The 12,691-nt window shown below is 64.3% G+C and carries 12 protein-coding genes; 7 read left to right on the top strand and 5 right to left on the bottom strand.

All coding sequences use genetic code 11. The features are described from left to right. Positions 1-12: 12 nt before the first annotated feature. Genes FXO23_RS26060 through FXO23_RS26050 form a run of 3 tightly spaced genes read left to right on the top strand, consistent with a single transcriptional unit; the run spans position 13 to position 2,560 of the window. Positions 13-1,875, top strand: coding sequence for an asparagine synthase-related protein (locus tag FXO23_RS26060; protein WP_158888069.1), 1,863 nt, complete (start codon positions 13-15; stop codon positions 1,873-1,875). Further along, a complete protein-coding gene (locus tag FXO23_RS26055) occupies positions 1,866-2,123 on the top strand; it encodes a lasso peptide biosynthesis PqqD family chaperone (RefSeq protein WP_158888068.1) in 258 nt (85 codons plus the stop codon). The genes FXO23_RS26060 and FXO23_RS26055 overlap by 10 nt, the downstream gene beginning before the upstream one ends. Then, positions 2,120-2,560 carry a lasso peptide biosynthesis B2 protein gene (locus FXO23_RS26050; protein WP_158888067.1) on the top strand — a complete coding sequence of 147 codons (441 nt, stop codon included), beginning with the start codon at positions 2,120-2,122 and terminating at the stop codon, positions 2,558-2,560. The genes FXO23_RS26055 and FXO23_RS26050 overlap by 4 nt, the downstream gene beginning before the upstream one ends. A 648-nt stretch (positions 2,561-3,208) precedes the next feature. On the opposite strand, the gene FXO23_RS26045 is transcribed toward FXO23_RS26050, so the two are convergent. After that, complete coding sequence (locus FXO23_RS26045) at positions 3,209-3,892, bottom strand: hypothetical protein (RefSeq protein WP_158888066.1); 684 nt, start codon at positions 3,890-3,892, stop codon at positions 3,209-3,211. A 444-nt stretch (positions 3,893-4,336) separates the two neighbouring features. Here FXO23_RS26045 and FXO23_RS26040 point away from each other — a divergent pair, with 444 nt between their 5' ends. After that, positions 4,337-5,266 carry an NAD-dependent epimerase/dehydratase family protein gene (locus FXO23_RS26040; protein WP_158888065.1) on the top strand — a complete coding sequence of 310 codons (930 nt, stop codon included), beginning with the start codon at positions 4,337-4,339 and terminating at the stop codon, positions 5,264-5,266. A 120-nt stretch (positions 5,267-5,386) separates the two neighbouring features. Here the strand turns inward: FXO23_RS26040 and FXO23_RS26035 are convergent, their stop codons facing one another. Beyond that, positions 5,387-5,788 (bottom strand): hypothetical protein, encoded by a 402-nt coding sequence (locus tag FXO23_RS26035; RefSeq protein ID WP_218952160.1) that lies wholly within the window; start codon positions 5,786-5,788, stop codon positions 5,387-5,389. A gap of 452 nt (positions 5,789-6,240) precedes the next feature. Here FXO23_RS26035 and FXO23_RS52705 point away from each other — a divergent pair, with 452 nt between their 5' ends. Together FXO23_RS52705 and FXO23_RS26025 are read left to right on the top strand one after the other, a co-directional pair. Beyond that, a complete protein-coding gene (locus FXO23_RS52705) occupies positions 6,241-6,633 on the top strand; it encodes a peptidase inhibitor family I36 protein (RefSeq protein ID WP_425484907.1) in 393 nt (130 codons plus the stop codon). A gap of 57 nt (positions 6,634-6,690) precedes the next feature. Next, the gene (locus FXO23_RS26025) at positions 6,691-7,134 is read left to right on the top strand and encodes a DUF3224 domain-containing protein (protein WP_158888062.1); all 444 of its coding nucleotides are present in this window, start codon (positions 6,691-6,693) and stop codon (positions 7,132-7,134) included. A 2-nt stretch (positions 7,135-7,136) separates the two neighbouring features. Here FXO23_RS26025 and FXO23_RS26020 read toward each other — a convergent pair whose 3' ends face one another. The 3 genes from FXO23_RS26020 to FXO23_RS26010 form a co-directional block, all read right to left on the bottom strand. Beyond that, the gene (locus FXO23_RS26020; protein ID WP_158888061.1) at positions 7,137-9,950 is read right to left on the bottom strand and encodes an AfsR/SARP family transcriptional regulator; all 2,814 of its coding nucleotides are present in this window, start codon (positions 9,948-9,950) and stop codon (positions 7,137-7,139) included. 356 nt (positions 9,951-10,306) lie between these two features. Further along, on the bottom strand, positions 10,307-11,194 hold the full coding sequence (locus FXO23_RS26015; protein WP_246257845.1) for a LysR family transcriptional regulator: 888 nt from the start codon (positions 11,192-11,194) through the stop codon (positions 10,307-10,309). Between the two features lie 253 nt (positions 11,195-11,447). Next, a complete protein-coding gene (locus FXO23_RS26010; RefSeq protein ID WP_158888059.1) occupies positions 11,448-11,801 on the bottom strand; it encodes a DUF1330 domain-containing protein in 354 nt (117 codons plus the stop codon). Between the two features lie 261 nt (positions 11,802-12,062). Between FXO23_RS26010 and FXO23_RS26005 the strand changes: the two genes are divergently transcribed. Next, positions 12,063-12,554: a peptidase inhibitor family I36 protein gene (locus FXO23_RS26005; protein WP_246257844.1), complete on the top strand. Its 492-nt coding sequence runs from the start codon at positions 12,063-12,065 to the stop codon at positions 12,552-12,554. Positions 12,555-12,691: the final 137 nt, after the last annotated feature.

Genomic DNA, 12,691 nt, shown 5'->3' with positions numbered 1-12,691 from the left:
CTTCCTGCGGGGATGGATGAGATGAGTAGCGGTGGTCGCGGTACGGGCTGGTTCGTGGTCCTCTCGGACTGCGTGGCCGGCGCGGCCGTGGCCGCCGCCTTTCACAAAGCAGACCACCGCATCGTCCGGCATGCTTCGGGTCGTCCGTGGCTGATCGGGCAATGGGGCGACGAAGAACTGATGGTGGCCTCGGCTGGTTCGGCACGCGTCGCAGTGGTCGGCGACTGCTCGGCCACGCCGTCTCAACTGCGGCACGCGGCCGAAGGGCTGCGTGCCTTGACCGACCTCGACACCGTCGGCCACAGGTGGGCGGGCAGTTTCCACCTGCTTGCCTCTGCGGCGGGTCGGGTGCGCGTGCAGGGCACCGCGTCGGGACTACGCCGGGTCTTCTCAGCCCGAGTGGGCGAGGCGGTGGTGGCCGCCGACCGTTCCGATGTGCTGGCGCGGGTTTTGGGGGCGGACGTGGACGAGGAGATCCTCGCGCTGCGCCTGATCGTGTACGAGATTCCGCACCCTCTCGATCAGCGGTCGGTGTGGCGCGGAGTCGAGGCCGTCGCGCCGGGCCACTGGTTGGAACTGCGTGACGACCGAACCGCCCGCCAGCGGCGGTGGTGGTCTCCGCCGGAACCGGAGTTGTCGGTGACCGAAGGGGCGCCCGGGCTGGCCCGCGCCCTCGTGGACGCGGTCGATCTCCGAACTCGCGGGGGCGGGACGATCAGTGCGGACCTGTCCGGTGGCATGGATTCCACGCCGCTGTGTTTCCTGGCCGACCGCGGCCCGGCGCATCTGATGGCCGTGACGCGCATGGGCATCGACGCGAGTCAGGACGACGCCGGCTGGGCCCGCCGTGCCGCCCAATACCTCGGCAACACCACGCATCGTCTGCTGGTCCCGGAGAGCGTGCCTGCCTGGTACACCGATCTGCCACGCAGCGGTGAAGGCATGGACGAACCGACAGCAGGCGCTCGTATCTGGGCGCAGCTTCGCGACCTCGCCCGCGACATGACCGCCGCAGGCTCCCGGCTGCACCTGTCCGGCGAAGGCGGGGATCAGGTCCTGGAAGCCGCACGCGGGTACCTGCATGACACCATGCGGTCACATCCCATGGTGGGCTGGGCGCACCTGCGGGCGACCGCGGCGCGCCTGCGCTGGCGCCGGACGGATACGGCCCGAGCTGTCCTCGACCGTCGGTCCTTCTCGGACTGGCTGACCAAAACCGCTGCCGATCTTGCGCCGTACAACCCGCTCCACATCGGGCCCGATCTTGGTTGGCAGTCCCGTCCAGCGCTACCGGTCTGGGCGACTCCGGACGCCAAGGCCACGGTGCGAGCCCTGCTGGCCAAGGCCGCCACGACGGCCGAGCCGCTGGCTCCGACTCGTGGCCAGCACGGCACGCTGACCAGGATCTATGCCACCACCCCAACGTGCCGGAACCTGACACGTGTCGGCGCCGAAGCCGGACTACCCATCCACTATCCCTATCTCGACGACCGGGTCCTGGAGGCTTGCCTTGCCGTGCGTCCGCACGAGCGCAGCAACCCGCTCGCTTACAAACCGCTCATGACCGCCGCGATGCGCGGAATCGTCCCCGACGAGGTGCTCGGCCGCCGGACCAAGGGACACTTCATGGCCGAGATGCACGCCGGCCTACTTGGTAACCGCACGGACTTTGCTGAACTGCTCGACTCCTCGCACCTGGCCCACCTGGGCCTCGTCGACCCGGACGCCCTCCGCCATGAGGCCCTCGGCCCCTACACCGCCCGCACCTACCTGCTGTCCGTGGAGAATGCGTTGGCCCTCGAGGCATGGCTGCGCACCGCCCTCGAAAGCCCCTCCGCTAGCGATCATCACCCCAAGGAGCGCACATGCCGTTGACACTACGCCCGCATGTCAGTGCCACCGACACCGACGACGGCATGGTCCTGCTCGACGAGGCATCCGGCAGCTACTACCAACTCAACCCAGTCGGTGCCCTCATCCTGCGCGCCCTCATGGATGGCGCCGATACCGACCGCGCCGCCAGCGCGATCGCCGCCCGCTACCAGGTAAGCCGTGCCCAGGCTGCGGATGACATCGCCGCACTGCGCGCCGCGCTCCGCGAAGCCGGACTGGTGACCCGGTGAGCGCTCCCGTCACCATCGAACACCGCGAACGCCTGCCGCCGCACCGGCGTGTGCTCCCCCTGATCGCGGTCGCCGCCGCCCATCTGATCGGCCGCCTCCCACCGAAACACATCCGGCGCCTGCTGACTACCTGCGCCCGGAGCGCCCGCCCCGCCACCTACCCCGAGGCCGCCCGGGCACGGCGCGCCGTCATCGCCGTCAGCATGCACTGCGCCGGCCAAGGGTGCCTCCCCCGATCGATCGCGACCGCCCTGCTGTGTCGCGCTCACGGTAGTTGGCCCACATGGTGTTCCGGCGTGCGCACTGTCCCGTTCCTCGCCCACGCCTGGGTCGAAGCCGACGGGCGCCCCGTCGACGAACAACCCGCCGTCGCGCGGATGAGCCGCCTCATCATCGTGCCCGCCCCCGCTTTCCGCCTATCGCCAGCGGACGTGTGACTTCGCCGGGCAACTACGCGCGCAGCTTGGCGTGATCCGATCAACATACCTGTGCTGCCGAGACGAAGCCTAACTGAAGGCGTTCCCGCATAACCTCTGCTTCGGAGTCCATGATTTCCGTGGCAGACGTTTCAAGCAAAGCTAACGCGGAAGAAGGTTCGCTATGAAAGCCCCCTCCGGAAAGCGGGCGAGTGCCGTCAGCGCTATCGCCGTCGGCATCGTGCTGGCTTCGAGTTGGACAGCACAAGGTGCCCCATTGATGACGGCGGCACCGCCCGCGACCTACACCCTGGTCCAACAGGTCGAGACGCAGGGTAGACAGGTCAAGCTGTGGCGCGAAAACGGAACCGGAAGGCTGCATGGCGAGATCACCAACGCCAAGTGGCCCGACCAGATCATGCTCACGGGGAGTGGATGCCCAGGCGAGGCACGAGACTGCTACCTGACTTATGTACCCCCGGGCGCCCGCTCTGTGAACACGCCCGCGGTCTCTGGTGTGGTCGACGCGTGTGGGAACGCTGGGGCAGGGTGGAAATGCACTTGTATCGTGTGTCTCCACGCCGACAACGACAGCGGAAAGGAACCATCTGAAGTGGACACGCTCGCGCGGCGCGAATCGGGCCTCTAGTCGGCGGTAGCGAGAAGGTATCACCCCGGACTCTTTCCGTTCCTGTCTCGGGTTGGTGGTTGGTGGAGCCATTGCTCGAGGGCGAGCAGGTGGCTGGTCGGGAAAGAGCCGGCATGCCATCGGTGTGCGTACTGGTCTTCGCCGAGACGGGTCAGCAGTGCCCTCGCCGCGGTGGTGACTGAGCGAACGAGGGCGGGCAGTGGTAGGTCGGCGTCGATGAGTTGGTGACCGTCGTTGTCTGGCGACTTCTCTATCCTGTCGGGGAAGCGCAGGACGCGCACGTGCGCGTAAGCGTACGGGTCGGCGGTGATCAGCCAGCGGTATTCGGTCGGCTCGCCGTCCCAGGATACTCGCGCGTGCCGTTCACCGGCGGTGATCGAGTTCAACGCGGCGAGTAGATCGTCCAGGGCAGGGGTGACATAGGAGGCGTACAGCCGCTGTTCGCTGCGACGGTCCCCGACCTCGGCGACTAGCCAGCCCAGGTAGACCAGGTCAACCGCGAAGGTGAACGTGTCCGCCGGCCTTGGCTGGTACTGGGGAAGGACCACTGTGATGGTGAGCAGGCCGCGGATGTGTTCCGTCTCCGGGGTGGGAATCGAACGGGACAAGTAGATCTCGTCGAGGGGCTGGACGAGCGCTCGGAGTTCCCGGGTCGCCTTGGTCGGCAATGCGTGCAACGCCAGCCGCAGCGCCTCGCGTCGCACGACTGGGTCATTCCACTGACAATCTGGGCAGGGGCAGGTTTCGGGTGCGCGGTCCTCAAGCTCTCGGACGGGCCCGCGCACGAACCGGGCCCAAGCATCGAGTGCTTCGGCGATCGCGCCAGGCCGTAGCCGGGAGCGTTCGAACTCGTCGATTGCTCGCAACGTCGAGGCGGAGACTCGGGGAATCTGACGGCGCGCCTGCCCAGGTCGTTCGCGGATCGACAGGCCGGTGCGCAGCTGTGCCGGGCGCCTACGCGGCATTGCCCTTTCTGGTCGTCATGACGGTCATCGTCGCACAGAAGCTACCGGCCCGAAAACCATCACCCGTGAATGGACTGACAGCACATGACCGGCTGGCCAACTTGTCGGCACGAGCACGTCTTCTCGCTGGGTCGACAACTTCGCGGACCGCGTGTGCCGCAAATACGAACAAGGAGAACACGGGTGTCTTTGCAGGTCGTCGTCGGAGCCGGAGCCGCCGGATCGGCTACCGCGCTTCTGTTGGCCGAGGCTGGTGACCGGGTACGGCTCATCACCCGCCGTGGGAGCGGTCCGGCGCACAAGGGCGTCGAACGAGTCGCCGCCGACGCAACCGATTACACCCGGTTCGACGAATTAACCCGTGGCGCAACCACGGTGTTCAACTGTGCCATGCCTGCCTATGACCGTTGGCCGGCCGAGTTTCCGCCGTTGGCCGCTGCCGTGCTGGCGGCGGCGGAACGCGCGGGCGCGATGTACGTCATGCTTGGCAACACCTACGGTTACGGCCCTGCGGATGGACCCGTCAACGAGGACTATCCGCTGGTGCCCACCACTGTCAAGGGCCGTATCCGGGCTCAGATGTGGCAGGAAGCGCGCGCTGCCCACGACGCGGGTCGGGTACGCGTGACCGAGGTTCGGGCGAACGATTTTCTGGGCGCGGGCGCCTACTCGCCGTTCACGCTACTGGTGGGAGCACAGGTGCTAGCTGGCTCGCCAGCCTTCTTCCCAGGCGATCTCGACGCACCGCACAGCTGGACCTACACCGGCGATGCAGCGCGCACGCTCATCGCAGCAGCACGACACGAGGAGTCCGGGGGCCGTGCCTGGCACGTACCCTCCACTTCCGAGGCGCCGGTGCGCGAACTGGCCACGCGCTTGGCGGCGGCGGCTGCCTCGCCTGGCCCGTGGCTGGGGCGTATGACGAGAGCCACACTGGAGAAGATCGGGCAAAAAGATCCGATCGTAGCGGAGTTTTCGGAAATGCTTTACCTGTACGACAGGCCTAACGTCGTCGACGCGACGTTCACCGCGAAGAACTTGAACATCACTCCCACCCGACTCGACGAGGTTCTGGCCGAGATGGCGGCGGAATACGCCGGACCTACTGCCTGACAACTTGCGGGATTTGCGTTTGCTTCGTGCGAAAGGTGGGCGCCGAGGTCGCCGGAGAATCACCGGCGACCTCGGCTTGTCACACGCCTGACCTGCCCAATGTTGCCGCAGCGGCGTGTCCTACGGCCGGATCTGGATGCACACTGGTCCCGGTACCCTGCCTTCGTAGGTAGTCTGGGAACAGATTTGGGAACCTGGCTCGAATTTCATGTTGAGGAACCACTTGACCCCTAGGGAGCCGAGTCCGCAGCCGTTGTTCTTCTTAGTGCGTTCGAAGTAGTAGCCGCCGAGTTCGGTACCCCAAATTTTCACATCGACCACGCAGATCTGCCTGGGGAAGTAGGGGGCGACCGTTGAACTTAGATGGCCTTCGACCGTCTCTACGTTCACTCCCTTGCCCACGACGTCAATGCAATGTTTGTTCCAATCGCCGGGGCCGTGTGCGCTGATGCAGCCACCGGCCGACTGGACGCCGATTTCTGAGTGAGTCGCGGCGTTCGCCGAGGGCGCCGCAGCAAGCATTGAGAATAGCGCTATGAACCCTAGCAAGATTTTACGCATACTTGTCCGCTCTTGTCCGATGTGAACCGTCTGAGATGATTACAGGAGAAACGTCTCCGTGTCGCGTGAGCATAGTGAGACGCGTCTTCAGTTCAGTTTTAGTCCGGCTTCAAGCGTCGCGCGCTGTGCGTATGGGGCCGTGCGTTTCCATGCGGCGGTCCCAGGTGTTGCGGCCGAGTTGGAGCGAGACGTGCGCCGACCTTCTCGACACGCGGTTCACCTGAGCGGACTGGACGGACAGGTTGACGCCCTTCCGAGCGCGAGTCCTCACCGTGCCGAACCCAGCACCTGCATGGTCGCCTGGCGCGATATACAAGCACGCATCAGAGGTTGCCGTTTGCTCATCGCCGGTGCGTTGCTTCGCCAGCCACAGTGAGGAAATATGACATTGATTCACGAAGTCGAGTGTTGCGATGAGAGATCGGGTGAATTCGATGAAACCACGGCACGTCGCCCTGGTCGGATTGGCGGCGGCTGGCATCGCCACGGCTATCCCGGCGGCCGCCACCGCGGCCGCGGCTGGCCCGTCGACGCCGCACTGCGGTTCCAATACCGTCTGCTGGTATTCCAAGCCAGGTTTTCGAGGTGATATGGGCGTGGCGAAGCCCGTGCCGCTGGGTTCCTGCTTCGCGCTCTCCGGTGGCATCGCGCGAGTCGCCGAATCGGGTGCGAATGCCAGTGATATACCCCAGGTCTTCTGGTCGAACAGCAACTGCACCGGATTGGGAAGGGTCATCATGCCCGGACAGGAGGCTCCCTCGCTCGGCTTTGGAGCCCATTCGCTCAGCGGATCGTTTCAAAAGTGATGTAGAGTTCTATTTATCAACCCGTCGATCGACCGAGGATGAACGGACCTCCAGCACATGAGAGCAGAATCCACTTTCACGGTACATGATTTCAAACCAGCTCCGGTGACCCCTGCGCTATCGGTTCGCACTGGAGTTGACGTTGGTGTATACACGATGGAGAAGCGTTACGAGGGTCAGGTTTCTGGAAGGTCCGCATCGTTGTTCACCGCAGCGTTCGATCAGAAGACAGGGATCGGCTCCTACGTTGCAGTTGAGTCTTTCGAGGGCGAACTCGGCGGGCTGTCCGGTACGTTCAATTTTACCCACACTGCCTCGACCGGTGGCGAAAATCAGCGGTACGATGAGTCGTTCGTTATCGTGCCTTCGAGTGGTACCGGTGCTTTGAGGGGAATCGTCGGCTCGGGCGGGATGAGTGTCGACAGTGACGGCACTCACAGGATATGGTTCGACTACGAACTGTCTCACCCCCTGAGCAAGAAATCCATCGAGGGACGTTGAGGTTATCCGCGATTGCAGATTTGCTTGTGAGGACTGGCGGCCGGTCGCACGTCGTGTTGTGCAATGTTTTGGACAGCCCGCTTCAAATGACCGGATCCGTGTCGGTTGTCGGTGTGACGCAATGCGGTGGCCAGAACGGTCATGATGTTGGCCTCGTGGTCGAACCTGCCAGCTTCTTGGAAAAGTCTAAGGCTGGTACGAAGGTAGACCACGGCCTTCTCATGGTTGCCGAGTGCGACCTGAAGTTCGCCGAGTTGGTGGTGGCTGAGTGCGGCGTCGAACCGTTCGGCGATGCATCCCCGAATCGTGAGAGCTTGCTGGCTGTAGACCACGGCTTTGGCGGGGCGGCCCGCCCGCATGTGGGTGTCCGCGAGCAGGTGAAGGCCTCTGGCCTCTGCCCTACGATCGCCGAGGCGTCGGTGCAGGGCGAGGGCGTATCGGAGGTGGTCGATAGCCGCGTCGGTGCGGCCAAGCCGAGTGAGAGCGCGAGCGATATTGCCGTAGGCCGTACCGATGAGCCCTGTGTCATTGTGTTGTCGGAGTACGGCGAGGTGCTGCTGGTAGAGCCGCAGTGCCTGCCCGGGCCGGTTGAGACGGAGATGGTTGTGCGCCAGAAGAGCGAGGATCTGTGCCTCGCCGAGATAGCCGGCATCGTTCTTCGCCGCGGTGAGTGCGAGTCGAAGGAGGGGAGTGTGGTCCACCTGGTGCGCGCAGCGTTCCAGGAACTCATTCAAGGTGGTCGCAATCTGCCATGCATGTGCGTATTCGCCTGTTTGCGCGCTGAACCGTACCGCCTGGCCGAGGTTGTCCAATTCTGTTTCAAACCAGATGATGGCTTGGGCTTCGGAAGTGAAGGTTGCGGCGACTGCGGGTGGCTGCCGGCTCACGGAACGAAACGGGAGATCGTCACCCAACACGCGTGCCGCGTTGACCGCGCTGTGCAGGCACCAGTCGAGCATGCGACGTATCGCCGCCGTCCTTTCCGGACCGCTCAGTTCGGTTGCTTTGCTGCGGGCGAAGAGGCGAAGCAGGCCGTGCAAGGCGAACTGGCCGGGAGTGACGCGTCGCAGGTGGTGGGTGTCAGCGAGATAGTTGAGGAGGTGACGCGCGTCTCGGCTGCGCAGTCCGGCGAGAGCGGCTGCTGCGGGCACGCCGATCCGGCTACCTGGCCACAAACTCAGCAGGCGGAAGGCTCTCGCGGCATCAGGTTTCAGGTTCCGATAAGCGGAATCCAGCGAGGCAAGCAAATCCGTCTGCGCGTCCGCGAACGTTGTGAAGGTGTCCAGACGGTCGTCTTCGCTGGCTAGCTCTTGGGCGAGTTCGCGGACAGTGGCGACGTCAGCGAGGCGGTCAGCGGCGAGGACGAGAGCCAGGGGTAAGTGCCCGCAGTAGTCGGACACCGCGGCCGCGCCGCCCGGCTCCGCCGCGAGCCGTTCCCTGCCGACGAACCTCCCGAGAAGCTCTATCGCTTCTTCGTGCCTGAGCACGTCGAGTTCTATGCGCTCGGCACCATGGGCGGAAGACAAGGCTCGCAACCGGTGCCTGCTGGTGACCACCACCACGTTGCCGGGGCCCGGTAACAGGGGCAGGACCTGAGCGGATTCAGCGACGTTGTCCAGCACGAGCAGCATTCGCTTACCGGCCGTGATGGTACGAAAGGTCGCCGATCGCTCGTCGAGGTCTGCCGGCATGTCCCCGGGCTGCTGTCCAAGTGCTCGCAGCAGTGCCCCCAGAATGTCTTGGGGGGTTGGCGGGGGAGACTGGGGCGCATGCAGTTTGACGAAGAGTTGCCCATCGGGGAACTGGTCACATCTTGTGTGTGCCCAGTGGGTCACCAGCGCCGTCTTGCCTGTCCCGGCGGCTCCGTCGACGGTAATCAGGCGGAGGGCACGAGCGCTGTCGTCCCGCGGGGACGCGAACTTGTCCAGCTCCGCCAGGTACACTTCCCGACCGGTGAACCGCGCCGTGTCCGGCGGTAGCTGACGTGGGACGACTGGGCAGGTTGTGGTTGGCGCACAAGCTGACGCGGTGGAGTTCGCGTCGTGGGCCAGCACCTGTTGGTGGGCCGCGCGAAGTTCTTCGCCAGGATCGACCCCCAGTTCGTCCGCGAGCCGGGCGGCGATCAACGCATATGTCTGCAACGCCTCGGCCTGGCGCCCCATACTCTGAAGGGTGTGCATGAGCTGGACCCAGAAGCGTTCTCGCAGAGGGGCGATCGCGGTCAGTCTACGGAGCCTGGGCACCAGGTCGGTGTGCCGGCCCAGCCGCAGTTGGATATCGATATAATCTTCTTCAAACTGAAGACGGCGTTCCGCAAGCTGGCTGAGTTCAGCGAAGTGCGAGTCGTGGAAAGGCACGTCTTCACAGGGCTCACCGCGCCACAGGATGAGTGCCTCGTGAAGCCACTGCACCCGCTCTTCGTCGTCGGTGCTCTGTAGCGCCGCGTCTATCCGTTCCTCGAATCGCAGAAGGTCGAGTTGGTCGGCGTTGAGAGTCATCTGATAGCCGCCCGGAACTGTGGTCAGCAGATCGCGTGACGAATCGAGGGCCGCACGAAGCCGGGTCACGTACAGCTGGATCGCACGACGGGGGTCTTCGGGCGGGGTGTCTCCCCACAGTTGCATCGCCAGCCGCGTGAGCGGGACTGCCCGGTTCGGTGACAACAGAAGTGTCGCAAGCAACACCCGCAATTTGGGGCTCCCAACCTGGACATTCCTGTCGCCGCACGTCAAAGTCAAAGTGCCCAGAATGGAGAAGCGGACATCGTGGCTCATCTGTTCCAACTCGTTCCGTGAACGATTCTTCTCCCCCATCATCGAGCGCAGCTTCCCCCGCCTTGGTTTGCTGTGTCACAGTGAGACAACGTCGCGCGTTCCGTAACGCGGCACGTGCATCGCTGGAACGCCAATTCTCGCGGGCTCGTCGTGAATACCGCAACTGCAACCCGATGATTCTTCGGTCCCGCTCGATACCCAGTCATGCATGATTATCGCGGGAGTGATACACGCCGAGCGGTTAGGGTGACAGATGTCAGGAATCCCTGTCACCGGCGGCAGCTCTCTTCGGTGGCCGTGTTCCGGGGGTGACCAACCGATGACAGCGAGCGACCGACTCGGTACGTTGAAGGCAAGGTGTCGAAGCGAGGCAAACGTGCCGTGGTTCGTTGCCGGGCTCAGGGCAGGTTCGGATAAGCCGCGCGGGCGGCCTGACGGACGGCGAGCACGTTGGGACGCTCGCGATTGGCCTCGTGCCACGCCAGTGCTGAGGTGCACGGTGGCAGGTCGGTGACATCGACGAAGGCGATACCTGGACGCGGGAAGAACCGCCTGGCGGCGGCGGGCTGGAAGGCGATGGCCTTACCGTGGGCGATGGTTGCGAGCAGTGATTCCACGTCACGCACGACCGGCCCATACTTCACGGGTGAACCATCGGGGCGGGGGTCCACGGCCCAGAAATCCCTCCAGACCTGGGGACATTCGGGCGGAAACGAGATGACCACCCTGTGCTGAAGTTCGTCGAGGGAGACCTCGAGCCGGCTGGCGAGTGGGTCATCGGCGGACAAACAGACCACGCGAGGCTCTGTGGCCAAATGATGCGTCTGTATCTCTGCGGGGGCAGGCGGACGGCAGAAGACCACGTCCACTTCCCCGGTGAAAAGGCTGAGAAAGTGCTCGACCACGTTGAGTAGCCGTACCTCGACGCTCAGGTTCGGGTTCTTGAGCCGTAACTCGGCCAGAACGCGGTGTGTGTGCGTCATCGCCGATTCGGCGCCAATCGTACCGATGACCACCTTTCCAGTCGCTGAGCGTGTGTGCCCTTCGACTGCGCGATGCAGCTTGCGCATCGCGTCCAACGCCGCGCGAGCCTCGGGAAGGATCGCGCGGCCAGCCGGGGTGAGCTCCACGGACCGGTTGGTGCGCGCGACGAGTTCCACACCCAGTCGCCGTTCCAACGCGCTGAGTTGGCGGCTCAGCGCGGGCTGGCTCATGAACATCCGAGCCGCGGCACGACCAAAGTGCAGCTCCTCGGCGAGCGACAGAAAGATCCGCAACTGGTGCACTGTCGGAGCTGTCCAATGCTCCACCGCCACCTCCGTAAGCTTGTGAGCTGCGATTATATGACGCCGACCGGCGGTCGGGTACGGCTGTCTCACGCCGGTCTGGCCCCTGCCGAGGGGCTCGTCCGCGAGTGAGGCCATGGGCGGGAAGGTGCGGAACGTGTTCGGGCACACCTGTGAGACCGCGGGTCCGCCGACACCGTGCGCAGGCCGAAGAATCTACCCCGTGCCTACTTCTGCGGTCGGTGAGCTGCGGCTACTCCAGGGTTGCGGCCGCTTCCCGCAGTGTCGTCGCCAGGGCGGCGGAGTCGTGGTCCGGGCCGCAGCCTTCAACCAGGATGAGGTCGCCTGGGATGTGGTTTGCTCGCAGCCGCAGGATCTCCTGGTAGGCGGGGGAGCCGTACCACTCGCGTGCGGCGCCGAGGCTGGGGAACTCGATCACCACCAGAGCGCCGGGCCATTCTCCTTCCTTCACCTCCACTGGCGCGCCGTGCACCAGGAACTTCCCGCCGAACGGGTCGAGCGTGGCTTGAATGCGCTCCATGTATTGATAGACCTCCTCCGGCAGTACGGGTGGCGGGCGCAGGTGTGCGAGTCCGTAGGCAGTCATGGTTTTCCTTCCAGGTTTTCGTTGTTTTGGAAGTAACCTTGGCCGAAGGCGTGCGTGACGTCGATTACCCCGGAGGTAATGACAGGGCGGAGTTGGCAGGGGGAGCCTTGGGGGCCGAACCAGGCACCCAGCGACTTGTGGCCGGTCAGCCGGGAAGATGCCGATCGACCCACATGATGTGCTCGGTGGAAACCTGACGCAGCACTGCCCGGGTCATCCTCGTGCCATATACGAAGGAGAATCGGTCGGGATGTGAATCGCATGGATTGTGTCATTGCGGAATCTTCCGATCTTGCGGGAAAATTACCGTTGCCACCGAAGTTCGTCATAGTCGACGGAATCGCTGATCTGTGTGGCAAACCAGAGAAAATCATTGAACGTGGGGACTCGCCGATGTCGATCATCACGAAGACGCTCGTAGTGGCGACGGCCGCATTGTCGTCCATGGTCATCACGCCGGGCGCCGCCGAGGCCGCGACCGGGTACGACCGCTGCCCGCCAGGACATATGTGCCTGTTCGACCTGTGGGACGGGCAGGGGGCCATGGCATACTTCAAGTCGGGATCGCCGGATCTGGCCCTGCAGAACTTCGACGACAGGGCCCAGAGTCAGCGGAACAACAACTCGAGCAGTTTCTGTGCGTACGTCAACAAGTACTACGACAACAGCGGCACTTCCGGAACCTACCCTCCTGGCACTTCGGGGAACTTCAACACCAACGTCAACGCCTATAGTTCTCTGCGGAAGTGCTGACCTCTCTCGAGCCTGGCATGACAGGTGTGAACCCTCAATTCGGCCGAGTTGAGGGCTAACACCTGTGTGCGGGGTTGAGGGTTCACGCCCGTGTGCGGGCTGTGGCGTGAAAAGCCGGTCGTTGCGGTCAACCTGCG

The organism is Amycolatopsis anabasis, assembly GCF_009765355.1.
Classification (GTDB): Bacteria; Actinomycetota; Actinomycetes; order Mycobacteriales; family Pseudonocardiaceae; genus Amycolatopsis; species Amycolatopsis anabasis.
The sequence above is the reverse complement of the archived record's forward strand: the minus strand, read 5'-3'. Positions and strand labels throughout refer to the sequence as shown.

Coding starts and splice junctions, on each gene's coding strand:
- FXO23_RS26025 (WP_158888062.1), top strand. CDS start 6,691: ATGAGAGCAGAATCCACTTTCACGGTACATGATTTCAAACCAGCTCCG.
- FXO23_RS26010 (WP_158888059.1), bottom strand. CDS start 11,801: ATGACTGCCTACGGACTCGCACACCTGCGCCCGCCACCCGTACTGCCG.
- FXO23_RS26035 (WP_218952160.1), bottom strand. CDS start 5,788: ATGCTTGCTGCGGCGCCCTCGGCGAACGCCGCGACTCACTCAGAAATC.
- FXO23_RS26020 (WP_158888061.1), bottom strand. CDS start 9,950: ATGATGGGGGAGAAGAATCGTTCACGGAACGAGTTGGAACAGATGAGC.
- FXO23_RS26055 (WP_158888068.1), top strand. CDS start 1,866: ATGCCGTTGACACTACGCCCGCATGTCAGTGCCACCGACACCGACGAC.
- FXO23_RS26060 (WP_158888069.1), top strand. CDS start 13: ATGGATGAGATGAGTAGCGGTGGTCGCGGTACGGGCTGGTTCGTGGTC.
- FXO23_RS52705 (WP_425484907.1), top strand. CDS start 6,241: ATGAGAGATCGGGTGAATTCGATGAAACCACGGCACGTCGCCCTGGTC.
- FXO23_RS26005 (WP_246257844.1), top strand. CDS start 12,063: ATGGATTGTGTCATTGCGGAATCTTCCGATCTTGCGGGAAAATTACCG.